The organism is Psychromonas sp. KJ10-2, from assembly GCF_047323255.1.
Classification (GTDB): domain Bacteria; phylum Pseudomonadota; class Gammaproteobacteria; order Enterobacterales; family Psychromonadaceae; genus Psychromonas.
This window is the reverse complement of the sequence record NZ_CP178827.1, coordinates 1,982,065-2,006,829: the sequence shown is the minus strand read 5'-3', so window position 1 is coordinate 2,006,829 and position 24,765 is coordinate 1,982,065. Positions and strand designations below refer to the sequence as shown.

Below are 24,765 nucleotides of genomic sequence, written 5' to 3'. Positions count from 1 at the left end.
TTGATTATCAGTTAAATAGTACTTCCCTGCGTTAACCAGCCAATTAAGGGCACGGTAATAAAAGGCAAAAAACAGGCAATAAAAGAAGCTAATGCTTCTGCTGTTTCACCATATAAGCCCATATGTGCAGTGAAACCAGCAATCGACGCCAGCAACATAGAGCCAACACCCACTGGGTTAATATCAAATAGGTGAGAGCGTTTAAATTCAATATGTTTAGGGCTGATCCCTAAGGGTTTATTAATAATTAAATCAGCGACCACAGAGCTTAACCAAGCTAATACTAAAACCGAGTAAACCGATAACATGCTAGCAATGGTTTGGTAGATGCCTAACTCCATTAATAACAGAGCAATGGCCACATTAAACACCATCCATACTACTCGCCCTGGGTGGTTATGCGTGACACGAGAGAAAAAGTTAGACCAAGCTAATGAGCCGGCATAAGCATTGGCAACGTTAATCTTTAACTGCGATAAAATGACAAAACCGCAAGCTACCACTGCGATAACAGTGGTGTTATCAAAAACATAACTATAAGCCAGTTGATACATATGTGCTGGATCACTGGCTAAGTGAGCTGGCACACCTTGTTGTAATGCAAAATAAGCGAGAAAAGATCCTAAAAATAGCTTCAATGCACCAAATAACATCCAGCCTGGGCCACCTACCAATAACGCCATCCACCAGCGGCCAGAGCTTTTCGTTGGTTTTTCAGGTAAAAATCGTAAAAAATCGACCTGTTCGCCAATTTGTGCCACTAACGCTAATAACACTGCAGCTGCACCGCCAAAGAGTAATAGGTTAAACTCACTACCATTTTCGCCCGCATTACCGGTAAAGCTTACCCACTCATTGAATTGGCTATCGCTATGGGTAAAAACAAAAAACAAGGGTAATAGTTGCAAAGCCACCCAAATCGGGGATGTCCATACTTGAAAGCGGCTGATATAGGTAATGCCGTGAGTAACGAGGGGAATGATAATGATGGTGCTGAGGATATAACCAATGGGTAAGGGCACTGCAAAGAGAATTTTTAAGGCCATCGCCATGATCGCGGCTTCAAGGGCAAAAAAGATAAACGTGAAGGAGGCATAAATAAGCGAAGCGATACTGGAGCCAATATAACCAAAGCCAGCACCACGGCTGAGTAAATCAATATCAACACCATATTTAGCGGCGTAATAACTGATTGGAAGGCCGGTTAAAAAGACCACTAGGGTGACCGCAAGAATAGCCCAAGCCGCATTGGTAAAACCAAACTCTAAAGTTATTGCGCCACCAATCGCTTCTAATACTAAAAATGACACAATGCCCAAGGCAGTCATAGACACACGGTTCAAAGACCATTTTCTTGCGCGTTTAGAAGTAAAGCGCAAGGCAAAGTCTTCCATCATCTCATTAGCGACGAGTTTGTTATAGGTACGACGGGCTTTTAGTATTTTTTGGTTTGATTCCATAGTGATTGATTATTCCTTTAACCATCCTAGTGCCATCCTAACGCATCTTAACCTCTTTGCCACTCTTGTTATCAAGCCTTGTTACTAGCCTAAGCTCGCGCGTATTATATTTGACCTTAAATTATTTCTATATGCGCATAATTACGTAGTCTATTGCGCGCTTCTGCGCATTCTTTCCTTGCCTTAATTCCTAGATACTTACCTCACTTGGAAAAGGGCGTGATTGATACATTTGCCAAGTACAAACACTAATCACTAGAGACTAAAAAGGAAAGGAACTACCTATGAAACTGAAGAAGCTAATAGTTGCAAGTTCGATTGTTGCAACAGGTTTAATGACTAACTTTGCGTATGCAGCAGACACGATTAAAGTCGGTGTTTTACACTCTTTATCAGGCACCATGGCAATCAGTGAAACAACGCTGAAAGATACGGTACTGATGATGATTGAAGATCAAAATGCGAATGGTGGTCTATTGGGTAAGCAGATTGAACCTGTGGTGGTTGATCCAGCTTCAAACTGGCCATTATTTGCTGAAAAAGGCCGAGAGTTACTAGCAAAAGATAAGGTCGATGTTATCTTTGGTAGCTGGACTTCAGTTTCTCGTAAATCTGTATTACCGGTATTAGAAGAGCTAAATGGCTTAATGTTTTATCCGGTACAGTATGAAGGTGAAGAGTCATCTAAAAACGTATTTTATACTGGCGCTGCGCCTAACCAACAGGCCATTCCTGCGGTTGACTACTTAATGAATGATATTGGTGCGGAACGTTTTGTATTACTTGGAACTGACTATGTTTACCCTCGAACTACGAATAAAATCCTAGAAGCTTATTTAATGGCAAATGGCGTTAAAGCTGAGGACATTATGATTAACTACACGCCATTTGGTCATTCAGATTGGCAAAGCATTGTTTCTGATGTGAAGCGTTTTGGATCTGAAGGCAAACAAACTGCAGTAATCTCTACCGTCAACGGTGACGCTAATATCCCATTCTACAAAGAGTTAGGTAATCAAGGTATCTCAGCGGAAGATATTCCAGTTATCGCATTCTCTGTGGGTGAAGAAGAGTTATCGGGTTTTGATACTAAACCGCTTGTGGGTCACTTAGCGGCATGGAACTACTTCCAAAGCGTTGATACTGAAGAAAATGCTGAATTTATCGCAAAATGGAAAAAATACATTGGTGATGATAAGCGTGTAACAAATGACCCAATGGAAGCAACTTACATTGGCTTTAAAATGTGGGTTAAAGCTGTTGAGAAAGCCGGTACAACTGACGTTGATGCGGTAGAGCAAGCAATGATCGGTATCGCTGTTCCTAACTTAACCGGTGGTACGGCTGTTATGAACTCTAATCATCATCTATCTAAGCCTGTATTAATTGGTGAAATTCAAGAAGATGGCCAATTTGAAGTGGTTTGGGAAACGCCTGATACAGTGATTGGTGATGCATGGTCAGACTTTCTACCAAGCTCTAAAAACTTAGTTGCTGATTGGACTTCACCAATCAAGTGCGGCAACTTTGATATCACTACTGCAAAATGTTCTGGTCAACAATTCTAAATATAACCTTGTAATAGCAAAGAGAATTAACGTTTAAGCGTTGTTCCTTTGCTAATCATTAAGCACCCAATGGGAGACCTTCCTCCCATTTAATGAACTGAATATATTATTCTAAGGAACAGTCCATGTTGCGCCTATTCCCCTTTCTCTTTTTCTTTGTTTTATCGCTTCCTGTATTTTCTGCAGAGAACGACGCGCAAGGTGAATCTGAACTAACAACTTTAGTTGGGCAGTTGCCTTCGACTAAATTAAATAAAATGTCGACGCTCATTGAAAAGATTGCCGATACTTCAGCACCACAGGTGCGTGCTATTTTAGAGCCGTTAATAGCTGGTGATTTATACTACTTAAAAAGCAATAAACAAGTGGTGTCAGTGTTTAAAAATAGTGACAACCAATACCAATTAACCGATGTGTTGAATGCCCAAGCATTACCTGCTGTGAGCAAGTCAGCTATCAAAAAAGTAAGAACCAATAATCGCCTACGTGGCCAGATTCGCGACCTATTAGCGAATTTAGATTTAAGCAGTGAACAAGCTGAAGTACGTATTTCAGCGTTAAAATTACTGTTAGATAAACCTAATCAAGCCGGTATTACAGCGGTCAATAAACTTATTAAAACCGAGCAAGATAGTGAAGCTAGAGACTTAATGTCTGCAATTATGTTGGTAGAGCAATTAGAAAACGGAAACGATGCTGAAAAACTTTCAGCAGCTAAACAACTTTCAAGCCGTTTAGAGCCAAGTGTTAAAAATGCGTTAGTAAGTGAGTTACAAAAAATACCAGCATCACAGCAAGGTGGTCCGTTAAAAACAGAATTAACCAATGCTGTTGAAGATATTGAGCAACAAATCAGTGTGTTTAAGCTAGCAGAAAATCTGTTCTTTGGATTAAGCCTTGGCTCAGTTTTGTTATTAGCGGCGATAGGTTTAGCTATCACCTTTGGAGTGATGGGCGTTATTAATATGGCGCACGGTGAAATGATGATGTTAGGCGCTTATACCACCTATGTGATCCAACAAACTTTCCCGAGTTTAATTGAGTATTCATTATTAATGGCGGTACCTGCAGCATTTTTAGTATCTGGTTTTGTGGGCATCTTAATTGAACGCGGTGTTATTCGCTTTCTTAAAGGCCGTCCATTGGAGACTTTACTAGCGACCTTTGGTATTAGCCTTATATTACAACAGCTTGTTAGAACGGTTTTCTCACCATTAAATCGTCAGGTAGAAGCGCCTTTATGGATGAGTGGCTCTTTAGAGATCAACCCAGTGTTATCACTAACCTATAATCGCTTATACATTATTATTTTTTCGCTCATGGTGTTCTTTTCATTATTGATGATTTTAAAACGCTCTTCATTAGGTTTACACGTTCGTGCCGTTTCACAAAACCGAGATATGGCTAGAGCATTAAGTGTTAAAAGCTCATGGGTTGATGCAATTACCTTTGGTTTAGGCTCTGGGATTGCTGGTGTGGCAGGTGTAGCGCTAAGTCAGTTAACTAACGTTGGTCCAAATTTAGGGCAAGCTTATATTATCGATTCTTTCCTAGTTGTTGTATTTGGTGGAGTAGGTAATTTATGGGGCACCCTAGTGGCAGCGATGACAATGGGGACCTTTAATAAAGTGTTGGAACCGTCAATGGGACCAGTATTAGCCAATATTATTGTGTTAGTCAGTCTAGTCTTGTTTATTCAAAAACGACCTAAAGGACTGTTTCCACAAAAAGGGAGAGCGGCAGAATAATGGATACTTTACTTAAATCACCAATGATAAAAAAATGAGCAGTTTGCACTTTGTGATTGCAATACTGTTTATCTCAACCCTTTATGTGACTGTGTGTAATCTCTTTTTTGCTGAAGGCTCAGCCATGCATGTGAGTAATTATACGGTCAGTTTATTAGGTAAATACTTATGTTACGCCCTATTAGCTTTAGCGGTTGATTTGGTCTGGGGATACTGCGGCATATTAAGTTTAGGGCACGGCGCTTTCTTTGCACTAGGTGGTTATGCCATGGGCATGTACCTGATGCGTCAAATCGGCGATCGCGGTGTCTATGGTAACCCTGAATTACCTGATTTTATGGTGTTTTTAAACTGGACTGAACTGCCATGGTATTGGTCAGGGTCAGACAATGCATTAGTGATGATATTACTGGTGTTTGCTGGACCGGGTCTATTAGCTTATATCTTCGGTACGTTAGCCTTTCGTTCTCGAGTGAGTGGTGTGTATTTATCGATTATGACGCAGGCCATGACCTATGCTTTATTATTGTCATTCTTCCGTAACGAGATGGGGTTTGGTGGTAATAACGGACTAACTGACTTTAAAGAGTTATTTGGATTCTCACTACAATCGCCAACCACAAAACTTGCCTTATTTGTAGCAACCGCGGTTGTATTAGCAATAGGTTATGGCATTAGTCATTTTATTGTTAACTCTAAAATGGGGCGGGTAGTAACGGCAATTCGAGATGCAGAAAGCAGAGTTCGCTTTGTGGGCTACAAACCTGAACATTATAAGGTTTGGATCTTTGTTGTCTCAGCTATGTTAGCCGGTGTCGCTGGTGCCTTGTATGTGCCACAAGTAGGCATTATTAATCCTGGTGAGTTTTCCCCCTTAACTCCATTGAAATAGTTATCTGGGTAGCAATTGGTGGACGTGGCACTTTGTACGGTGCATTAGTTGGGGCAATCGTGGTGAGTTATGCCAAAACACGTTTTACAGCGATTATGCCAGAAGCTTGGTTATTTGGATTGGGTGGTTTGTTTGTGCTGGTTACCTTGTTATTACCAAAAGGGTTAGCAGGTTTAGTGACTAATTTAATGGATAAACTAGACCCTCCTAGCAAAAATAAACAGAGTGAGTCTGACGCTTCAGTGAAAAACCCAGTTGCGGAGAATAAATAATGATAGTTGATAAACATGGTTCACCGCTGCACTCCACGGATAACCTTAATCCCGACACACGCCATGGCATGATTTTATATGTCGAAGATGTCAGTGTGAGTTTTGATGGCTTTAAAGCACTTAATGACCTTAATCTATATATAGGCGATGGAGAATTACGTTGTTTAATTGGTGCAAATGGGGCTGGTAAAACAACCTTGATGGATGTGATCACCGGAAAAACACGACCTGATACGGGTAAGGTGAGTTTTGGTCAGCAAATTGACCTGCTGGAATTAGATGAATCTGAAATTGCCCGCGCAGGCATTGGTCGTAAATTCCAAAAGCCAACGGTATTTGAAGCCTTAACAGTCTTTGAAAACTTAGAGCTAAGTTTATCGGGTGATAAAGGTATTTTAACCTCTCTATTTCATAAGCTCAGTGGCGAGCAAAAAGACAAAATCGATGAAGTGTTACAAACTATTGGTTTAACTGCAGAACAATATTACCCAGCAGGGCGTTTATCCCATGGTCAAAAGCAATGGTTAGAAATAGGCATGTTATTAGCCGCTGAACCAAGGTTGTTATTGGTGGATGAGCCTGTAACCGGTATGACTACACAAGAAACTGAACGTACTGCGGAGCTATTAACCTCATTAGCAGGTAAACACTCTGTGGTCGTAGTAGAGCATGATATGGCCTTTGTACGTTCCATTGCGCGTAAGGTAACGGTATTACATCAAGGCACTGTATTAGCGGAAGGTTCAATGGACGAAGTACAAGCTAATAAACAAGTGAGAGAAGTGTACCTAGGTGAGGAGCAAGATTAAGATGATTGAATTAACTTCAGTAAATCAAAAGTATGGCGGTACACAAATCCTCTGGGATCTGGATCTTAAAATAAAGAAAGGATCTCGTACCTGTATTATGGGACGTAATGGCGTAGGTAAAACCACTTTATTAAAAACCATCATGGGGTTATTACCTATCTCTTCAGGGAGTTTGATTATTAATGATCAGGACATGAGTAAAAGCAGTGTCGAAAAGCGTCCGGAAATCGGCGTAGGTTATGTACCGCAAGGGCGTCATATTTTTCCACAATTGACAGTTGAAGAAAATTTAAAAATCAGCTTAAATTGTAGCCGTCAGGAAAGTAAAACCATTCCAAATCATATATATAAGCTTTTTCCTGTATTAAAAGAGATGCTACATCGCCGTGGCGGTGATTTATCGGGGGGCAACAACAGCAATTAGCGATAGGCCGTGCTTTGGTGTTAAACCCAGATATATTGATTCTTGATGAGCCCAATGAAGGTATTCAGCCGAATATCGTACAGCTGATTCGAGATGTATTATTAAAGCTTAACAAAGAACAAGGAATGACCATTATTTTGGTCGAGCAGAAGTTACCTTTTGCCCGCGCCGTTGGAGAGAATTTCCATATCATGGAAAAAGGTCAAGTGATTGCCTCTGGGGAAATGAGCGCGTTGGATGACCAACTGGTCAGCCAGTACTTAGCGGTATAGACTGACCCAACTATCAATTAAAGGATTTAATAGATAATAATGACCGACACAGTTGTTGATGTAATCAAACCGACTATTAGCAAGCCATTGAAAAATCAGTGGCTTGCTCATTTATCTTTGCAGTTTAGCCATACTTCAATTGGTACGCAATTAACTGCGACACAACGTAAAGGGCCATTATCAGTACAAAAAGCGTTTTATCCAGAAGGGCGTGATTGTGCGCATATCTACTTATTACACCCACCTGCAGGTATCGTTTCTGGTGATGAACTGCGTATTAATGTCTCCATTCAACAACAAGCTCATCTTTTATTTACGACGCCTGGAGCAGGGCGCTTTTATCGCGCGCGTACTAATTTAGAGATTGGAGATACCAAGCAAGCACAGTTAACAAAATTTACCATTGAAGCCGATGCTAAGTGTGAAAACTTCCCACAAGAAACCATTGTTTACGAAGGTGCTGATGGCTTTAATACCGTGGATATTGAATTAACGAGCAGCAGCGCTTATTTAGGGTGGGATATTACTTGCCTTGGATTGCCTGATTCGGACCAGCCATTTATTGAAGGTAAATACTGTCAGCTCAACCGCTTATTTTGCGATGGCAAGTTGATTTATCATGATCGTATTGCGCTGTCACCCGCTAATCAATTATTAACTCACCCTGCTGGTTTAGCTAGCCATAGTGTATTTGCGACTTTTCTCGCTTATGCGCCAACTCAATTAATCAATAAGCAACAACGTAGTGAGTTAGTTGATAAGTTACGCTTGAAAATGATTCAGGAAAACGCGCAAAGCATGATCAGTATTACTGATATTGAAGGGTTATTGGTGATTCGATATCTCGGGTCTCACGCACAACAATGTAAACAGCTTTTTATCCATTTATGGGCAATCTTACGTCCTGTATTAATAGATAAAGCGGCAACTCAACCAAGAGTTTGGCATACCTAAAAAGAGATTATTATGGATTTATTACCAAGAGAAAAAGATAAGTTATTGCTTTTTACTGCTGCGTTATTAGCAGAGCGTCGTTTAAAGCGAGGTGTAAAACTTAATTATCCAGAAGCAATGGCCTATATCTCGATGGAGATCATGGAAGGTGCTCGTGATGGTAAAACGGTGGCTGAAATGATGGATTACGGCCGTACGTTATTAACGCGAGAGCAAGTGATGGATGGCATTGCAGAGATGATTCCTGAAGTGCAAGTAGAAGCAACTTTCCCCGATGGTACCAAGCTGGTGACGGTACACAACCCAATTATTTAATGGAGTAATAGCATGATTCCAGGTGAAATTATAACGGATAGTGGTGAACGTGAGTTAAATGTTGGTTGTGAAAAAATTACCGTGAGCGTTGCAAATTCTGGGGACCGTCCGATCCAAGTTGGCTCTCATTATCATTTTTACGAAGTTAATAAAGCTTTAGTTTTCGAGCGTGAAATAACTAAAGGCTATCGTTTAGATATTACGTCCAGTACCGCAGTTCGTTTTGAGCCAGGTCAGAAAAGACAGGTCACACTGATTGCATATCGTGGTAAACGACGCGTCTTTGGGTTTAGAGGTGATGTTCAGGGTCGTGTAGAGGGAGATAAATAATCATGGCAACGATTGATAAACATGCTTATGCGCATATGTTTGGTCCTACGGTCGGTGACCGTGTTCGTCTAGCTGATACAGACTTATGGATTGAAGTCGAAAAGGATTTTACTGAGTATGGTGAAGAGGTCACCTTTGGTGGCGGTAAAGTAATTCGAGATGGCATGGGACAAAGCCAAGCATCTTGCGCTGAAACCGTTGACCTTGTCATTACTAATGCCCTCATTTTAGATCATTGGGGCATAGTAAAAGCCGATGTGGGTGTGAAAGATGGACGCATTGCTATTATCGGTAAAGCGGGTAACCCAGATATTCAAGACAATATTGATATCGAAATAGGAGCGGGTACTGAAGTTATTGCTGGAGAAGGTCAAATTCTTACGGCTGGTGGAATCGATGCACATATTCACTTTATTTGCCCGCAACAGATTGAAGAAGCACAAATGTCAGGTGTGACCACCATGATTGGTGGTGGCACTGGACCTGCAACAGGTACTAAAGCAACAACCTGTACGCCAGGACCTTGGAATATCCATAAAATGCTACAAGCAACCAATGACTTTGCAATGAATTTTGGTTTTCTAGGTAAAGGAAACGTCAGTTTACCAAAAGCCATCGAAGAACAAATTGAAGCAGGTGTATGTGGTTTAAAACTACATGAGGATTGGGGCACAACACCTGCAGCTATTGATAATTGTTTATCAGTTGCTGAAAAATACGACGTACAAGTCGCTATTCATACTGATACCTTGAATGAGTCAGGTTTTTTAGAAGATACACTGGGGGCATTTAAAGGTCGTACTATTCACACTTACCATACAGAAGGGGCTGGTGGCGGTCATTCGCCAGACATTATCCGCGCTTGTGGTGAGCCTAATGTATTACCTTCGTCAACCAATCCAACAAGACCTTATACGGTGAATACCATTGATGAGCATTTAGATATGTTGATGGTTTGTCATCACTTAAACCCTTCTATTCCAGAAGATATTGCTTTTGCTGATTCTCGTATTCGTAAAGAAAGTATCGCAGCAGAAGATATCATGCATGATTTAGGGGCGATTAGTATGATCTCCTCTGACTCTCAAGCGATGGGACGTGTGGGTGAGATGATTACGCGGACCTGGCAAACTGCGCATAAAATGAAGCAACAACGTGGTCCATTAGCCCTGGATACAGAACGAAATGATAACTTTCGTGCTAAACGATACATCGCTAAATACACGATTAATCCAGCTATTAGTCATGGTGTTAGCCATGAAGTTGGGTCAATTGAAGTAGGTAAAATGGCTGATTTAGTATTGTGGAAGCCAGCATTCTTTGGGATTAAGCCTTCAATGATCATCAAGTCAGGTTTTATTGCTGCCGCGCCAATGGGCGATGCAAACGCTTCAATTCCAACACCTCAGCCGGTTTATTACCGTCCAATGTTTGGGTCATTTGGTAGCGCAGCAGCTAAAACATCAATGACTTTTTTATCGCAAGCAGCCGTTGACAAGAATGTTCCGGAGGCCGCGGGTATGACGCGTTTAGTGGGTGTATGTAAAAATACGAGAAATGTTGGCAAAAAAGACATGATCCATAATGATTGGATGCCGCATATCGAAGTTGACTCGCAAACTTATGAAGTACGAGCAAACGGAGAGTTATTAACCTGTGAGCCTGCGACTGAGTTGCCATTAGCACAGCGTTACACTCTGTTCTAATTTGTGCTGCTTAGATGAACTTTATACGGCATTGTCTGCACTTTTATTTTGAATCACATATGGGACATATGCTCATCAAATAAAAGTTTGACGGCTTTGTCTAAAGCCCATCTACTTTGCACAAATAATGGGTTATTTGAAAGGCTAGTGAGTTTCATGAGATAGATGAACTTTATACGGCATTGTCTGCACTTTTATTTTAAATCACATATGGGACATATGCTCATCAAATAAAAGTTTGACGGCTTTGCCTAAAGCTCTCCTACTGTGTAAATAGAGTAAGCAGAATAAAAGTTATTTCATTGGTTTTAGCGAAATAGAAAAAGAGATACATAATGTTACAAGTATTTGAAAGATTGGATCATACTCATGATCCAATAAATGATTCGATTACATTGGATCATGACACGCGTAAAAAGTCGCGCATTAAAGGGGTCACAGATAAAGGCGCTGATATCGGTATTTTTGTAGAGCGTGGTCATCCTTTGTTAGTCGGTGAAATTTTAAAAACAGAGTGTGGTTTATTGATTGAAGTAAAAGGGCAAGCAGAGGCCGTTTCAACTGCTATTGCTAAAGATTGGTTAACCTTTAGTAAAGTCTGTTATCACTTGGGCAATCGCCATACTACCTTGCAAGTTGGAGAGTTGTGGGTACGTTTTAAACCAGATCACGTATTAGAGGAGCTTGCTGAACAATATGGTCTAAGTATAGATAAAGCACCTGCTGTTTTTTCTCCTGAAAATGGTGCTTATGGTAAGCGAAGTGGTCATACGCATAGCCATTCTCATGAACATGCTGGGCATCATCATGAACATTAATATGGCAAACCCGATTAAACTGAATCGATTATTACAATTATGCAGTGCTAATTTACCTGTGGGAGGCTTTTCATTTTCACAAGGGTTGGAATACGCTATTGAGATGCAATGGGTAAACAATCAAAAAACGACTTTTGAATGGATTGAGTTAAACCTCAATGAATCTATTGCTCGTACTGATCTCGCGCTGTTTAAACGACTTTACCAAGCCTTAGCAAACAATGATTTTGTCAGCTTTGAGCGATATAACCAACACTTAATTGCTTGTCGTGAAAGCAGTGAGTTACGCCTAGCCGATCTGGCAATGGGTAAAGCATTGATACGTTTATTAAAGCAACTTGATACTGTTGATAGTGAACCTTACAACCCACTATTCAAGCAATCAGAGCATAGTTTTGTGAGCGTATTTGCGATTGCGGCTTATCTTTTCCAGCTAGATTTAATTTCTGCGCAAAGTGGCTATTGTTGGACATACCTAGATAATCAAGTCGCTGCAGCGACTAAATTAGTGCCTTTAGGACAGACTCAAGCACAAAATTTACTGTTTGAATTAAGCGATAAAGTGGCAGGGGCTATCAGTATCGCCAATCAAATTGATGAGGCCGATATTGGTGCAAGTTTGCCACGATTAGCGATGGCCAGTGCGTGGCATGAAACGCAATATACACGCTTATTTCGTTCCTAACATCAGATAACAATTTAAGTTTATACACATTATTTTCAAAAATATGAGAGACATAGAATGAGAAAAAAACAGTTATTACGTATCGGTGTGGGCGGCCCAGTTGGCTCAGGGAAAACGGCTTTATTGAGCCAATTATGTTTAGCACTGCGTGATAAATATGAAATGGCCGTCGTGACAAACGATATTTATACTCATGAAGATGCACAATTTTTAACGCGAAATGATGCGCTAACGGCAGATCGTATCATGGGAGTTGAAACGGGTGGTTGTCCGCATACAGCTATTCGAGAAGATGCTTCGATGAATCTCGCGGCCATTGATGAACTTCATGCGCGTCATCCTGATTTAGACTTTGTCTTAGTAGAAAGCGGTGGCGATAATTTGAGTGCCACTTTTAGCCCTGAGTTATCAGACTTAACCTTATACGTTATTGATGTGTCTGCGGGTGATAAAATTCCACGTAAAGGTGGCCCAGGTATTACTAAGTCGGATCTATTAATTATTAATAAAATAGATGTAGCAGAGTTAGTAGGTGCTTCATTGGAAGTGATGGATCGCGATGCGAAGAAAATGCGCGGTGATAAGCCTTTTATTTTTAGTAATATGAAAACACAGCAAGGTTTAAATGATATTATCGACTTTATTGAAACACAGGGCATGCTGAAATAGCCTGCTTTTTAAATCTAACAAGGAAAAAACATGAAATTTTTAACGTTTATCTTCAGCTTATTACTGACTTCTCAAGCCTTTGCACACGCAGATCATGCGTTAGGTGATGGGGCATTACATATGCTTTACCATGCTGTTTTTTGGTTATTATTTGCTGTTGTTATCGTGAAAGCGATAAGCTACTTTAAGAACAAAAAAAGCAAAACGATAAAATTTAAGAGAAAAAATAGTGACTGTTAGCGTTAAGCTAGCAGTTTCACTGTTTCTGCTACTTCTTCATCGATTATGGATGTTTTTAACGTAATTAAACTAATCATTTGTTGACTTAACGCAGGGTTCAGATACTATGAAGGTCAGCAGAAATAAAGCCTATTGTTTACATTCTCCATTTCGTTGTTTTAGTTATAATACCTCGTTTGCAGTTTTTAAGTTCCAGCCTAATTTACGCTACGCAAGCCTATTAAAGGCAGTTTTCAAATATACAAACAGGATAATTATTATGTCTAAAGTTCAAGGTACAGTTAAATGGTTCAACGAATCTAAAGGTTTTGGTTTCATCGAGCAAGCTGCTGGTCCAGACGTATTCGCACACTTCAGTGCAATCGTAAGCGAAGGTTTCAAAACTTTAGCTGAAGGCCAAAAAGTAGAATTCACAGTAAGCCAAGGTCCTAAAGGTCCTCAAGCTGAAGGTATCGTAGCACTTTAAGTTGCTGAGATATTTTAGCCGCTAAAATTAGCTGCTAACTGTTATAAAAAAAATGGTAAATCCGCAAGGGTTTACCATTTTTTTTGCCTTTTAAAAAAGGCAGCACAAGGTGAATCACTGTCGGTGCGACGAAATTAGTTTATGCGCGTGTTTATGGATGATAATAAAACGTGTACATAAGTTATACCAATCATAGTAAGTAACTGATCTATTTTACTTGTTAAAACAACTTATTTTTTCGTTGTAAGTTTCGTATAGGGAACAACCATTTACATCAACTTACGCCTCAAACTAAGCCATTTTTCCGGCGCAAAATTTAGATCAGTTATTTAATACAATTGGTATTAGATAGCGCTTTTCATAGAAACTAGATAATAGATGTGGTGTGTTTTAACAATAAAGTTGTTTACGTTATGAAGCGGTGTTTTTAACTTTTTAAGGGAGGTCTTATTGTGCTACTTCAGATAAAAGCAGCACATTAATTTTTGCACCTTATGAGTGGTGCGAGTCTTATTAAGTAATAACTTGATAAGTGCTTTTGAGAAAGCTGATAAGGTTAGAGGCACCTTATACTATTTGCATGTTTAAACTATTGCTTCAACTGATATTCTTTAATCAGTTTGATGTTAACCGAGCGGGGCTAATCTGCTCTTGTTAAGTCTTTATTATATTGCTTAATTTTGTGCTGCTACTTCTTTCTCTTTTATTACTTGTTGGTTTTCATCTTTGTTAAGTTGGAACCAAAATCTTTTTCTACCTGTAGAACGAGCCATATATTTTCCTTATGGTGTTAATACCAATTACTTTATTGATAAGTCATTGGGCTAAAAATCGTTACTGTACTTAATTTATTAGCGTACAAACGAAAAGTTAATTGCAAAATTGCATGCACTGAATTTGGGATTATTGAATGGTTTTTATCAAGCTGAGGGAAATACTAAGGACAACGAGAACGATGTAGCAGAGGATATCTTGGACTTTATTGTGACATTAATAACGCTTTAATTTCAGAGCGAACGTCATCATAAGTGATCTAAATATATAATACTAGTAATATTTGCATTTTATTTAAACAAATCATGCTGTAAATTTATCCCTTTCATAAGAAGCGATAATTTTTGGTTATGACTTGTTGATTGATATGATTAATACCAATCATAGTAAGTAACTGATCTATTTTACTTGTTAAAACAACTTATTTTTTCGTTGTAAGTTTCGTATAGGGAACAACCATTTACATCAACTTACGCCTCAAACTAAGCCATTTTTCCGGCGCAAAATTTAGATCAGTTATTTAATACAATTGGTATAACATGATGCTCTTTTAAGAGCATCATAAAGATCAAACACTACCTTTATATCTCATCTAAGGGTAACCAATCGACGGCAACACCTGATTGATTAAACATATCTTCGCTGAGTTTAATTTTATCACCCCAGCGTGATAAAAAGTCTTCACTTTGTGCTGGGCAATGTACGGCCTTAATACCTGTTTGGATTATTTTAGCGGCACAATTAGGGCAGGGAAAATGAGTCACCCAGATTTCACAGCCATTTAAGTCGCGTTTAGCATAGAGAATTGCATTTTCTTCAGCGTGTAGGGTTTTAAGTAGTTTAATTTCACGTTGGTCTGTTCCTGCACTATCAGAAATACCTTGAGGGTAACCATTAAAGCCTAATGACACGATGCGATTTCGTTCGGTGATCACTGCGCCAACTTGTGTGGAAGGATCTTTACTCCAAGATGCGACTAATTCTGCCATCTGTATGAATCGAGGTGCCCATTTAGAAATCATATTCAAGTTAATCCTTATACCGGTAGGTTATTGTCTTCGTTCAATTTTTATTAACCTTTGATTAAATTCTTTCGAATATACTTAATCATGGTGTTTTTATATTATCTGCCATTCACATTAGGAGGTAATAATGATTAGTGATATTAGCAAAATACAATGTAATAAACATATTATTCTCTTTGCTGTTGTTGGGGCATTATGCCTGTCTCCTATTATCTCCTCTCCGATCGCTTTAGTATTGGGTTTCACCCTAGCGACACTAGGTTTAGTGCCTACGCAAATCAATATAGCTCAACTGACTAAAAAACTATTAGCTATCTCAATTGTTGGCTTAGGTTTTGGTATTAATGTTGACCAAGCAGTACAAGCGAGCTCTGGTAATATCGGTTTAATTGTAGGCTCTATTTTCTGTACCCTGTTGATTGGTACCCTGTTAACAAAAGCCTTTAAGATGGATGCCAAAACAGGACATTTAGTCTCTTCAGGCACGGCAATTTGTGGTGGTAGCGCGATTGCTGCTGTTGCGCCTGCTATTCAAGCAAATAGCGAGCAAACCTCTCACGCATTAGCGACTGTGTTCATTTTAAATAGTATTGCGTTATTTGTATTTCCACTGGTGGGTCATGCTTTAGGAATGAGCCAATACAACTTTGGCTTGTGGAGTGCTATTGCCATACATGATACATCATCTGTAGTGGGCGCGGCTTCTGCCTATGGTGATGAAGCCTTAGAAATAGCTACAACGGTGAAGTTAGCACGTGCTTTATGGATAGTACCTGTTGCTTTTATCAGTGCTTTTATCTTTAAAGGTGATAGCAAGAAGGTGTCAGTGCCTATGTTTATTGTGTATTACTGTATTGCTATCGCCATTGCGCACTTTTTACCGCAATTTCATGGGGCATACCAAGAGGTGTTTTTTATCAGTAAACGTTTATTGGTGGTTTGTTTATTCTTAATTGGTTGTGGTATCACGGTAAACACTATTAAAAATGCGGGTTATAAACCTATGCTATTAGGTGTTTTATTATGGGTGGCGGTGGCATCTGTTGTGTTAGCGTATATTCAATTTATCATGGCATAATATGCCTAGACTCTTTATCTGATTCCTTTTATGCTAGCCCTAATTATTTTTTAGGGCTTAACTCATGACAAATATCGATCAAAACCATTCTAGCAAACCCGAATTAAGTGGTTTAGAGCGCCGCTTTTATGAAATCCGTAACAACAAAGTTTTTGAGTTGTTTGTGATTGCTATCATCATCTTTTCTGCATTGATGATTGGCGCAAATAGCTATCAAGTCTCTGCAACTACCTTGCAAGTTTTATCGGTATTAGATGTAGCGATTACCGTTATCTTTTTAGCTGAAATCATTATTCGTTTTATTGGTGAGCCGAATAAAAAACGCTTCTTTTTTAATGCCTGGAATGTCTTTGATACCTTTATCGTACTGGTCAGTTTAATCCCTATCGAAGACAGTGAATTAGCAGTCTTAGGGCGCTTGGTTCGTATCTTCCGTGTATTACGTATGGTGTCTATCATTCCTGAGTTACGTATCCTGATTAACTCATTAATTAAAGCATTACCGCAGTTAGGTTATGTGATGTTACTGATGTTTATTATCTTCTATATTTATGCGGCTATTGGTACTACTTTCTTTGCCACTATTAACCCAACCTTATGGGGTGATATCGCGGTGAGCTTGTTAACTTTATTCCGGGTGATGACCTTTGAGGATTGGACGGATGTGATGTATGAAACCATGGCTGTCTACCCGTTATCATGGAGCTTTTATTTAACCTTTATCTTCTTTACTGCTTTTGCTTTTTTAAACATGGTAATTGGTATTGTGGTGAATGTGTTAGAGCAAGAAAGACAGTTAGAAGCAGACTTAGAAAGTGATAAAGCGAATCAACCAACTATAGCTGATTTACAGCAGGAACTGGCGGAAATTAAGGCGTTATTGAAACAGAAAACCTAGCCTGTGATTATTCTTGTGGTGGCTTAGCAGTAGGTTGTTGCGTCGCCACAAAATAAAATAGCAGGGCAAAAGCTAATAATGAAAAAGCAGCGGCAATGATGCCATGAGTTAATACTGCTATGATCAAGGATAACATAACCAAACTAATCATAATGGGTGCTTTCACTTGTATCTCCTATCAGTGAGAATGAAAAAGCCTATTATTCACAACTGCCGTTAAAAGCGATAATAAATAAATCTTCTAACTAATAGCGATTTGCCTTTAACTGCCAACAAGTAAGAGTTTCAAATGAAGAAAAGTGATAAAAAAATAGAGAACCAATTACGTAAAACTTTAACTGAAGTCTGTGAGTTTGCATTGGAAGATATCAATGGATATCAATGGGTAACGCATACGGTTAAGTTCGATAGCTTCCCAAAGTCTTTAGTGGTGACCTGTGCTTTCGCTACCCAAAAACATATTGATGAACTGATTGAGTCTGGTCAAGGTACTTTATTGAAAAAGTTGATTGTTAAAAAACTAGGCGACGTAAATATTAAAATTGAAGATCAAAATAAACAGATTAAATGGATGGTAGAAGCATAAAAAAATAGCCCAATAGAGTGTAAATCTATTGGGCTATTTAAGCGTTTTTTGTACTAATATCTAACGCGATTAACCTTTGTAAACTTTCGGATTAAACACATCACGTAGCCAGTCCCCTAGTAAGTTGATGACTAGCACTAAGCTGATTAATACAATGCCTGGGAAGATAGTGATCCACCACGCACCGGAGAAGATGTATTTAAAACCAATGCTGATCAGGGCTCCTAATGAAGGTTGATCAACCGGTAAACCTAATCCTAAGAAAGATAACGCCGCTTCAGACATAATCGCATTGGCCACTTGTACTGTTGAAATCACTAAGATAGGTGATAGACAGTTTGGCAGAATGTGACGGAACATAATGCGCATCGACTTAAAGCCCATTACCTGTGCTGCTTCTACATACTCTTTCTTTTTCTCAGCTAATACAGAGGCGCGAATAGTACGTGCATATTGCGGCCATTCCGCGACACCGATAATCACCACCAACATAACCACGGCGTATTCCGCAAAGAATTCAGCACCAAAGCTAGCTTTAAAAATTGCGGTGATAATGATCGCCACCATCATGGTAGAAAAAGATAGTTGTATATCCGCAACTCGCATCAATAAGCTATCGACACGACCACCAAAATAACCCGCTGACAAACCAATCACGATACCAAACACTAACTGTACAGCCACCGCTAGGAAGCCAATTGTTAATGATAATCGCGAACCATAAAGAATGGTGGATAGAATATCTCGACCTTGGTCATCAGTCCCTAATAAAAAACGTGCTTCACCCTCTTCTAACCATGAAGGTGGTAACTCAGAGTCCATTAAATCGATAGAAGTTAAATCATAAGGGTTAGTGGGAGAAATAATTGGCGCAAATAACGCGGCAATAAAAAAGCTAAAAATACTGCAAAGCTAAACATCGCTACTTTATCGCGTTTAAAGTGATAGATAAAATCAGAATCTTTAAAACGTTGTAAACGAGATGGAGCTTGGATCTCTTCAATGATGTTAGACATATTATGCGCCTTTCCCTGTAATGTTAACGGTTGGGTTCACTACACCGTATAACAGATCAACAATAGTATTGGTCACCACAAAAATAAGCCCAACAAAGATAACGTAAGCGGTAATTAGTGGCGTATCAACACGGTTAATTGCTTCTAAAAATAGGAAACCTGTGCCCGGCCATTGAAAAACTGTTTCCGTTAATATGGTGTAAGCGACCATAGTACCAATTTGTACACCACCTACAGTTAACACCGGTAACATGGTATTTTTAAGCGCATGTTGGTAATAGATTTTGTTCATCGCTAGACCCTTAGCCGTCGCAAATTTCACATATTCAGAACTCAATGCTTCAAGCATTTCAGAGCGAACTAAACGAATAAACAAAGGCAACATAATAGAGGCAAGTGAGATACAAGGTAATACGAGATGCAATAACCCATCTTTGGTTAAATAACCGGTTTCCCAGCCTAATACATTAAGCGTTTCACCTCGACCATAGGAGGGTAACCATTGCAGCTCAATGGCAAACACATACATTAAAATAATCGCGGTTAAAAACACTGGAATAGAGATACCAATGCTACTAAATGCCATGATCGCCTTAGTCCATAGGCTTTTGGGGTTGATGGCGGAATAAACGCCGAGTGGAATTGAGACTAATACAATAATAATAGAAGCGCCGAACACTAATTCTAGTGTGGCTTCTAATTTATCTAATATGACTTCAACAGCAGGGCGCTTAAAGAAATAAGAGTCGCCTAAATCGCCTTGTACTGCATTGCTAATAAAACGAGAGTACTTAGTGATGTAAGGGTCGTTTAATCCCAAGTCATCACGTAACACTTGTCGTTCTGCTTCAGATACGGATTGGCCTACCATTTCTCGAAGTGGATCGCCTAAGTTATCTTGGATTGCAAATGCGACTAGGCTGATCACAAACATTACGATTAATGCCTGAAAAATTCGCTGGACCAAAAAGGTAAACATGGAGTTGTTTCCTATAAAGTTAATAACGACCCAAGGGCTGGGTCGTTTTATTATGATGATAAAAGTTGTTTATTTAACAACAAGATCCCCAAGGTATGGGAAGTTCATTGCATTCACAACAGGTGAAAGGTTTAAGTTAGATTTTGCACCCCAAGCTAAGTTCTGCCAATGTAGCGGCACGAATGCAGCTTCGTTATACAAGATATCTTCAACTTCTTTTAACATCTCAGCACGTTTAGCTGGGTCTGTTTCAGCGTTAGATTGGTTCACTAGCTGATCAACTTTTGGATTTGAGTAATGGCCGCAGTTGTAAGCGCCTTTACCCGTTTCTGCATCACGCGTCATAGTTAAGAACTCAGAGAAGTTAGCTGAATCTTCGGTATCTGAATGCCAACCGATCATCATCATATCTGCTGAACACTTATCAAATTCAGGCCAGTATTGTGCTTTAGGCATGGTTTTTAGGTCAACAGTGATACCAATTTTAGCGAGCATAGAAGCAGCAGCTTGCGCGATTTGAGCATCGTTCACGTAACGGTTGTTTGGCGCCATCATTGAAAGTTTAAAGCCATCTTCATAGCCAGCTTCTTTCATTAATGCTTTGGCTTTTTTCAAGTCGTAACGTGGTACTAAGTCAGCGTCGTAACCGGCATAACCTTCAGGACCTTGTTGGCCAGCTGTTGTGGCAAAACCTTTCATGATTTTTTTAACAATTGCTTCATTGTTAATCGCGTACACAATTGCTTGACGAACACGTACATCTTTTAATGCTTCGTTAGAGTTTTGGTTCATTTGAAGGGTAATGATACGCGTACCAGCAACTGTCGTTAAATCAATGTTTTTAGTGTCAATTACACGTTTTTGATCATTAGGTGCAACTGGGTAGATCATATCAACATCACCAGAAAGTAATGCAGCAACACGTGTTGCATTCTCTTTGATTGGCACTAATGTTAATTTATCTACGTTACCTGGAGATTGTTTATCCCAGTAGTCATCAAAACGATCAAAGACAATTTTCACGCCTTGTTCACGTGACTCAATCGTAAATGGACCTGTACCTGATACGTGCGTAGAAGCAAACGAGTTACCGTGTTTAACGATTTCAGATTTGTCTTTACCATCCATGTCACCCGAGTAGAACTTGCTGTCCATTGGGAATAGGTAAGTAGCTGTTTGTAAAACTAATGGGTAAGGTTCATAAGAGACTAGTTCAACTGTGTAATCATCAACTTTAACCAGTTTCTCGTAAGGAGAGAATACAGCTTTAAAATCTTGTGATTCTTTTAAACGATTGAAGGTCCACACCACGTCATCGGCAGTCATGGTATTGCCTGAATGAAACTTCACACCTTGACGTAGTGTGAAACGGAAAGTTGTATCATCAACTCGTTCCCATTTCTCTGCTAAACGAGGCTCAAAATCATAGCTTTTAGTGAAGCGCACAAGTGGATCAAACAGCATGTGCGACATCTGTAACACACCACCAGACAGTTGCTCATGTGGATCCAATGTGACTGGGTCTGAGTCGTAAGCGACAGTGATATCTGCGGCTGATGCTGCAAAGCTTAAACCGGTAGCAAGTAAAGCAACGGCTAATTTTGTTTTTAGAAACTTCATTTAAAACTCCTTGTATGAAAAATACTTATGTAACGTTTATGTTCTAATCGTGAAACGGCATTAGAGACTGTTCCGTAACCCTTTAAATTCAGGCATTAAAGAAATTAAATGCTTGCTGTAAGCATGTTGAGGGTGAGTAAATAATTGCTCACTCTCATTCACTTCTAATAATTGCCCTTGTTGCATTACCCCAATACGGTCGCAAACTTGGCGTATTACTGGTAAATCATGGCTAATAAATAACATGGTTAAATTTAGCTCATCCTGTAAATCTTTTAACAGATTTAGAATTTGTGCTTGAACTGATACGTCCAATGCTGATGTTGGTTCATCGCAAATTAATAAGCGAGGTCGAGTTGCTAGTGCGCGAGCAATAGAGATACGTTGGCGTTGACCGCCAGAAAACTCATGCGGATATTTAACACCAGCCATTTTGCCCAAACCAACATGGTCTAGAAGATCGAATACAATTTGTTGAATTTGCGATTCAGAGGAAGCTAGTTTATGAAAGCGAATTGGCTCGGCAATAATGTCATAAATTTTCATACGTGGGTTCATAGAGGTATACGGATTTTGGAATACCATCTGCATTTGTCGGCGAAAAGGGCGTCGCTCACGTTCTGATTTTATCGCTGTTAAGTCAATGCCTTCAAAGGTGATTTTACCTTCATTGGGCGGATATAAACCGGTAATAACACGAGCAATCGTTGACTTACCTGAGCCTGATTCACCTACTAAACCAAAAGTTTCACCTTCATTTATGCTAAAGCTAACATTTTTGTTGGCTTGCACATATTCACGTTTACTTTCAAAAAATGAATCTTTAGTGACAAAACGTAAACTAACGTTTTCAACATTTAATAGTGGGCCTTGATAGTCGCGCTGTTGCTCACTTTGTCCTAACCAATGATTTTTGATGTCTAAGGTTTGTAGCTCATGTGCTTCTTCGATGTAACTTACTAGCGGGAATCTATCTAGCTTTCTATCTGAGCGTGGTACTGCTGAAATAAGACTGCGTGTGTATTCGTGGTCTGGATTGCTAAGTACTTTACTCGTTTCACCAAACTCAACAAGGTCACCGCGATACATAACTGCCACTTTGTCAGTGACGTTTGAAACCACACCCATATCGTGTGTCACTAGCATACAACCGACATTCTTCTCGACACATAAATTACGAATCAAGGTTAATATCTGATCCTGAATCGATACATCTAAGGCAGTGGTTGGCTCATCGGCAATGATTAAATCAGGTTCACCTGCAAGGGCAATAGCAATAACCACACGTTGACGCATGCCGCCAGAGAATTGATGAGGGTATTGTTTAATACGTACTTCTGGCTCGGGAATGCCGACTTGCTGCATGAGATTAACCGCTCGTGCTAATGCGTCACTTTGTGAAACATCAAGGTTGGCATGAATGGTTTCTAAAAGTTGTTGCTCAACAGTAAATAGTGGATTTAATGAGGTCATTGGATCTTGGAAGATAAAGCCGATTTTATTACCTCGTACTTTACGCATCTCATCCAATGTTAAACCTGAGATCTTTTGACCATCTAAAAACACATCACCGGCTGCGATCACTCCAGGAGGACTAAGCAAATCGATAATCGCATTCCCTACGGTAGATTTACCTGCGCCAGACTCACCTACCACACCGACTATCTCTCCGCGGTTAATTGAGAATGACAGTGACTTTACGGCTGCATGTACGCCAAATCGAGATGGGTACTCAATACGTAGGTTGCTAACTTCTAATAATGACATTTAATAATCCCTTATAGTTTTTAAGGATTTAGGCTTTAAAAACGATTGAGTAAATTGATTTTTTTGTGACATAACTCGCATCTCTTGCTTCCTTCGGGCGACTTACTGTCATAAATACTTAATGGATCACATTAATTTATGTGACCTATGTCCACAATTGTTAAATACAATTTGTGTCGTATACTTCAAAATAACAGCATTTTTATTGAATATTAAGTAACCAAAAGTAACTTATTTAAGCAATCTTAATCATTATCAGCCTTGATATAGATTAAAAACTGGTGCAACTTTGCTTAAGTTAATGAACGCAAAGGCGACTATAATTAGCACAAAGCTGATTAAATGGTCAACTTGTTGATGTACAATGTTGACTATTACAGCTAGTTTTTTGATGCCATAGTCATAAATCTAATAGAAGTGTCAGTAGGAATAACGATGCCTTTATTTTTTGAACATATAACAGGGTTAGTTTTTGCCTAATACTTCGATCCATTATTAATCAATGTTATATTAGCGCTTCTATTTTTGATGTCAGGCTGATTATGAAACACCAACAAGCAGTTTTTTTACAGGAGATGGGAATTACTCATTGGCAAGTAAGAAAACCTGCGTTATTTAAAGCTGAAGAAGTCCATAAACAGTTAAATCTATCGCAATGCGAATTATTGGTGGTGTGTACCAAAGAAGATAAGCAGCATCCATTGATGCAAGCTATTCTCAATGCCTTTGAAATTGATAAAGATAAAGTGACTTACTGCTCTTTAGCGCAATTTGAAAATCAGCAGGGAGAGTTACCTACTTTGATATGGTCGACCATTGGTCAACTTGAGGTCGCTCCTGCTCATCAGCTATTACATTCACCTGCCTTGGCAATTCTTGCTGAGCAACATCATGCAAAACAAACACTTTGGAAGCAGTTCTGTGCCTACCAACAATAATCAAGAAAAACTGTCCATTATCAGTATGGCGATTAATGATTTACCTAATGTATTAACGATTGAATCAGCTGCGCACAGCCACCCTTGGTCTGAAAAATTGTTTATGAGCAATTTTGGAAAGCGTTATATTAACCATATTTTACTCTTAAATGGTCAAATAGTAGGTTACTTTATCGCTAGTTATGTGGCTGGTGAAGTGACGTTATTGAATATTGCCATTGCTCCTGAACAGCAAGGCAAAGGGTTAGGTCAACATTTGTTAACTTATTTGCAAGGCTTTGCGACAGATCTTGCACAGCAAGAAATTTGGCTAGAAGTGAGAGCCTCTAATCAAGCTGCTATTAAGCTCTATCAAAGATTAGGGTTTGTAGACGTTGATATTCGTCCTGCTTATTATCCTACAGATAATGGTCGAGAAGATGCGATTATTATGTGTTGTTATTTATAATTGGAAAA

The 24,765-nt window shown here is 39.3% G+C and carries 25 protein-coding genes and 2 pseudogenes; 19 read left to right on the top strand and 8 right to left on the bottom strand.

Annotation, left to right across the window (positions count from 1 at the left end):
• Positions 1-11: 11 nt before the first annotated feature.
• The gene (locus tag ACLKL2_RS09660) at positions 12-1,460 is read right to left on the bottom strand and encodes a purine-cytosine permease family protein (protein ID WP_413691424.1); all 1,449 of its coding nucleotides are present in this window, start codon (positions 1,458-1,460) and stop codon (positions 12-14) included.
• Between the two features lie 284 nt (positions 1,461-1,744).
• Here ACLKL2_RS09660 and urtA point away from each other — a divergent pair, with 284 nt between their 5' ends.
• The 14 genes and pseudogenes from urtA (at position 1,745) to ACLKL2_RS09590 (ending at position 13,628) form a co-directional block, all read left to right on the top strand.
• Positions 1,745-3,028, top strand: coding sequence for an urea ABC transporter substrate-binding protein (gene urtA / locus ACLKL2_RS09655; protein WP_113817798.1), 1,284 nt, complete (start codon positions 1,745-1,747; stop codon positions 3,026-3,028).
• Between the two features lie 125 nt (positions 3,029-3,153).
• Entirely contained in the window at positions 3,154-4,776 is a 1,623-nt protein-coding gene (urtB, locus tag ACLKL2_RS09650; RefSeq protein WP_413691423.1) for an urea ABC transporter permease subunit UrtB, read from the top strand.
• 34 nt (positions 4,777-4,810) lie between these two features.
• Positions 4,811-5,940 (top strand): annotated as a pseudogene (gene urtC / locus ACLKL2_RS09645) (urea ABC transporter permease subunit UrtC).
• Positions 5,940-6,749, top strand: coding sequence for an urea ABC transporter ATP-binding protein UrtD (urtD, locus tag ACLKL2_RS09640; protein WP_413694218.1), 810 nt, complete (start codon positions 5,940-5,942; stop codon positions 6,747-6,749). The pseudogene urtC and the gene urtD overlap by 1 nt, the downstream one beginning before the upstream one ends.
• A 1-nt stretch (position 6,750) precedes the next feature.
• A pseudogene (urtE, locus tag ACLKL2_RS09635) lies at positions 6,751-7,445 on the top strand (urea ABC transporter ATP-binding subunit UrtE).
• A 39-nt stretch (positions 7,446-7,484) separates the two neighbouring features.
• On the top strand, positions 7,485-8,399 hold the full coding sequence (locus tag ACLKL2_RS09630) for an urease accessory protein UreD (protein ID WP_413694217.1): 915 nt from the start codon (positions 7,485-7,487) through the stop codon (positions 8,397-8,399).
• Between the two features lie 12 nt (positions 8,400-8,411).
• Positions 8,412-8,714, top strand: a complete 303-nt coding sequence (gene ureA, locus ACLKL2_RS09625; protein WP_413694216.1) for an urease subunit gamma — start codon at positions 8,412-8,414, stop codon at positions 8,712-8,714.
• A 12-nt stretch (positions 8,715-8,726) separates the two neighbouring features.
• On the top strand, positions 8,727-9,044 hold the full coding sequence (locus ACLKL2_RS09620) for an urease subunit beta (RefSeq protein WP_413694215.1): 318 nt from the start codon (positions 8,727-8,729) through the stop codon (positions 9,042-9,044).
• 2 nt (positions 9,045-9,046) lie between these two features.
• Complete coding sequence (gene ureC / locus ACLKL2_RS09615) at positions 9,047-10,750, top strand: urease subunit alpha (protein WP_413694214.1); 1,704 nt, start codon at positions 9,047-9,049, stop codon at positions 10,748-10,750.
• 335 nt (positions 10,751-11,085) lie between these two features.
• Complete coding sequence (ureE, locus tag ACLKL2_RS09610) at positions 11,086-11,568, top strand: urease accessory protein UreE (RefSeq protein ID WP_413694213.1); 483 nt, start codon at positions 11,086-11,088, stop codon at positions 11,566-11,568.
• Positions 11,558-12,253: an urease accessory protein UreF gene (locus ACLKL2_RS09605; RefSeq protein ID WP_413694212.1), complete on the top strand. Its 696-nt coding sequence runs from the start codon at positions 11,558-11,560 to the stop codon at positions 12,251-12,253. Before ureE ends, ACLKL2_RS09605 begins: the two co-directional genes overlap by 11 nt.
• Positions 12,254-12,310: 57 nt before the next feature.
• Entirely contained in the window at positions 12,311-12,922 is a 612-nt protein-coding gene (gene ureG / locus ACLKL2_RS09600) for an urease accessory protein UreG (RefSeq protein WP_113817808.1), read from the top strand.
• 30 nt (positions 12,923-12,952) lie between these two features.
• Entirely contained in the window at positions 12,953-13,162 is a 210-nt protein-coding gene (locus ACLKL2_RS09595) for a hypothetical protein (protein ID WP_413694211.1), read from the top strand.
• 259 nt (positions 13,163-13,421) lie between these two features.
• Positions 13,422-13,628, top strand: a complete 207-nt coding sequence (locus ACLKL2_RS09590) for a cold-shock protein (protein ID WP_113817810.1) — start codon at positions 13,422-13,424, stop codon at positions 13,626-13,628.
• Positions 13,629-14,983: 1,355 nt separating this feature from the next.
• On the opposite strand, the gene ACLKL2_RS09585 is transcribed toward ACLKL2_RS09590, so the two are convergent.
• Positions 14,984-15,424 (bottom strand): dCMP deaminase family protein, encoded by a 441-nt coding sequence (locus tag ACLKL2_RS09585; RefSeq protein ID WP_113820061.1) that lies wholly within the window; start codon positions 15,422-15,424, stop codon positions 14,984-14,986.
• Positions 15,425-15,554: 130 nt separating this feature from the next.
• On the opposite strand from ACLKL2_RS09585, the gene ACLKL2_RS09580 reads away from it, so the two are divergent.
• A complete protein-coding gene (locus tag ACLKL2_RS09580) occupies positions 15,555-16,505 on the top strand; it encodes a YeiH family protein (protein ID WP_413694210.1) in 951 nt (316 codons plus the stop codon).
• 64 nt (positions 16,506-16,569) lie between these two features.
• Positions 16,570-17,403 (top strand): ion transporter, encoded by an 834-nt coding sequence (locus ACLKL2_RS09575; protein ID WP_413694209.1) that lies wholly within the window; start codon positions 16,570-16,572, stop codon positions 17,401-17,403.
• A gap of 7 nt (positions 17,404-17,410) precedes the next feature.
• On the opposite strand, the gene ACLKL2_RS09570 is transcribed toward ACLKL2_RS09575, so the two are convergent.
• Positions 17,411-17,569: a hypothetical protein gene (locus tag ACLKL2_RS09570; RefSeq protein WP_181817772.1), complete on the bottom strand. Its 159-nt coding sequence runs from the start codon at positions 17,567-17,569 to the stop codon at positions 17,411-17,413.
• A 123-nt stretch (positions 17,570-17,692) separates the two neighbouring features.
• Between ACLKL2_RS09570 and ACLKL2_RS09565 the strand changes: the two genes are divergently transcribed.
• Positions 17,693-17,989 carry a Fis family transcriptional regulator gene (locus ACLKL2_RS09565; protein ID WP_113820058.1) on the top strand — a complete coding sequence of 99 codons (297 nt, stop codon included), beginning with the start codon at positions 17,693-17,695 and terminating at the stop codon, positions 17,987-17,989.
• A gap of 69 nt (positions 17,990-18,058) precedes the next feature.
• Here ACLKL2_RS09565 and ACLKL2_RS09560 read toward each other — a convergent pair whose 3' ends face one another.
• The 5 genes from ACLKL2_RS09560 to ACLKL2_RS09540 form a co-directional block, all read right to left on the bottom strand.
• Positions 18,059-18,811 (bottom strand): ABC transporter permease, encoded by a 753-nt coding sequence (locus ACLKL2_RS09560; protein WP_413694208.1) that lies wholly within the window; start codon positions 18,809-18,811, stop codon positions 18,059-18,061.
• A 14-nt stretch (positions 18,812-18,825) separates the two neighbouring features.
• Positions 18,826-19,005 carry a hypothetical protein gene (locus ACLKL2_RS09555; protein WP_413694207.1) on the bottom strand — a complete coding sequence of 60 codons (180 nt, stop codon included), beginning with the start codon at positions 19,003-19,005 and terminating at the stop codon, positions 18,826-18,828.
• 1 nt (position 19,006) lies between these two features.
• Positions 19,007-19,984 carry an ABC transporter permease gene (locus ACLKL2_RS09550; protein WP_113820056.1) on the bottom strand — a complete coding sequence of 326 codons (978 nt, stop codon included), beginning with the start codon at positions 19,982-19,984 and terminating at the stop codon, positions 19,007-19,009.
• Between the two features lie 69 nt (positions 19,985-20,053).
• Positions 20,054-21,604 (bottom strand): ABC transporter substrate-binding protein, encoded by a 1,551-nt coding sequence (locus ACLKL2_RS09545; RefSeq protein ID WP_413694206.1) that lies wholly within the window; start codon positions 21,602-21,604, stop codon positions 20,054-20,056.
• Between the two features lie 60 nt (positions 21,605-21,664).
• The gene (locus tag ACLKL2_RS09540) at positions 21,665-23,371 is read right to left on the bottom strand and encodes a dipeptide ABC transporter ATP-binding protein (RefSeq protein WP_113820054.1); all 1,707 of its coding nucleotides are present in this window, start codon (positions 23,369-23,371) and stop codon (positions 21,665-21,667) included.
• Positions 23,372-23,913: 542 nt separating this feature from the next.
• Between ACLKL2_RS09540 and ACLKL2_RS09535 the strand changes: the two genes are divergently transcribed.
• Both ACLKL2_RS09535 and rimI read left to right on the top strand, forming a co-directional pair.
• Entirely contained in the window at positions 23,914-24,309 is a 396-nt protein-coding gene (locus ACLKL2_RS09535) for a DNA polymerase III subunit psi (protein WP_413694205.1), read from the top strand.
• Positions 24,293-24,757: a ribosomal protein S18-alanine N-acetyltransferase gene (gene rimI, locus ACLKL2_RS09530; protein WP_413694204.1), complete on the top strand. Its 465-nt coding sequence runs from the start codon at positions 24,293-24,295 to the stop codon at positions 24,755-24,757. The genes ACLKL2_RS09535 and rimI overlap by 17 nt, the downstream gene beginning before the upstream one ends.
• Positions 24,758-24,765: the final 8 nt, after the last annotated feature.

Excerpts from the sequence above, each read along its gene's own strand:
- ACLKL2_RS09660 (WP_413691424.1), bottom strand. The coding sequence starts at position 1,460 with ATGGAATCAAACCAAAAAATACTAAAAGCCCGTCGTACCTATAACAAA.
- urtA (WP_113817798.1), top strand. The coding sequence starts at position 1,745 with ATGAAACTGAAGAAGCTAATAGTTGCAAGTTCGATTGTTGCAACAGGT.
- urtB (WP_413691423.1), top strand. The coding sequence starts at position 3,154 with ATGTTGCGCCTATTCCCCTTTCTCTTTTTCTTTGTTTTATCGCTTCCT.
- urtD (WP_413694218.1), top strand. The coding sequence starts at position 5,940 with ATGATAGTTGATAAACATGGTTCACCGCTGCACTCCACGGATAACCTT.
- ACLKL2_RS09630 (WP_413694217.1), top strand. The coding sequence starts at position 7,485 with ATGACCGACACAGTTGTTGATGTAATCAAACCGACTATTAGCAAGCCA.
- ureA (WP_413694216.1), top strand. The coding sequence starts at position 8,412 with ATGGATTTATTACCAAGAGAAAAAGATAAGTTATTGCTTTTTACTGCT.
- ACLKL2_RS09620 (WP_413694215.1), top strand. The coding sequence starts at position 8,727 with ATGATTCCAGGTGAAATTATAACGGATAGTGGTGAACGTGAGTTAAAT.
- ureC (WP_413694214.1), top strand. The coding sequence starts at position 9,047 with ATGGCAACGATTGATAAACATGCTTATGCGCATATGTTTGGTCCTACG.
- ureE (WP_413694213.1), top strand. The coding sequence starts at position 11,086 with ATGTTACAAGTATTTGAAAGATTGGATCATACTCATGATCCAATAAAT.
- ACLKL2_RS09605 (WP_413694212.1), top strand. The coding sequence starts at position 11,558 with ATGAACATTAATATGGCAAACCCGATTAAACTGAATCGATTATTACAA.
- ureG (WP_113817808.1), top strand. The coding sequence starts at position 12,311 with ATGAGAAAAAAACAGTTATTACGTATCGGTGTGGGCGGCCCAGTTGGC.
- ACLKL2_RS09595 (WP_413694211.1), top strand. The coding sequence starts at position 12,953 with ATGAAATTTTTAACGTTTATCTTCAGCTTATTACTGACTTCTCAAGCC.
- ACLKL2_RS09590 (WP_113817810.1), top strand. The coding sequence starts at position 13,422 with ATGTCTAAAGTTCAAGGTACAGTTAAATGGTTCAACGAATCTAAAGGT.
- ACLKL2_RS09585 (WP_113820061.1), bottom strand. The coding sequence starts at position 15,424 with ATGATTTCTAAATGGGCACCTCGATTCATACAGATGGCAGAATTAGTC.
- ACLKL2_RS09580 (WP_413694210.1), top strand. The coding sequence starts at position 15,555 with ATGATTAGTGATATTAGCAAAATACAATGTAATAAACATATTATTCTC.
- ACLKL2_RS09575 (WP_413694209.1), top strand. The coding sequence starts at position 16,570 with ATGACAAATATCGATCAAAACCATTCTAGCAAACCCGAATTAAGTGGT.
- ACLKL2_RS09565 (WP_113820058.1), top strand. The coding sequence starts at position 17,693 with ATGAAGAAAAGTGATAAAAAAATAGAGAACCAATTACGTAAAACTTTA.
- ACLKL2_RS09560 (WP_413694208.1), bottom strand. The coding sequence starts at position 18,811 with ATGGACTCTGAGTTACCACCTTCATGGTTAGAAGAGGGTGAAGCACGT.
- ACLKL2_RS09555 (WP_413694207.1), bottom strand. The coding sequence starts at position 19,005 with ATGTCTAACATCATTGAAGAGATCCAAGCTCCATCTCGTTTACAACGT.
- ACLKL2_RS09550 (WP_113820056.1), bottom strand. The coding sequence starts at position 19,984 with ATGTTTACCTTTTTGGTCCAGCGAATTTTTCAGGCATTAATCGTAATG.
- ACLKL2_RS09545 (WP_413694206.1), bottom strand. The coding sequence starts at position 21,604 with ATGAAGTTTCTAAAAACAAAATTAGCCGTTGCTTTACTTGCTACCGGT.
- ACLKL2_RS09540 (WP_113820054.1), bottom strand. The coding sequence starts at position 23,371 with ATGTCATTATTAGAAGTTAGCAACCTACGTATTGAGTACCCATCTCGA.
- ACLKL2_RS09535 (WP_413694205.1), top strand. The coding sequence starts at position 23,914 with ATGAAACACCAACAAGCAGTTTTTTTACAGGAGATGGGAATTACTCAT.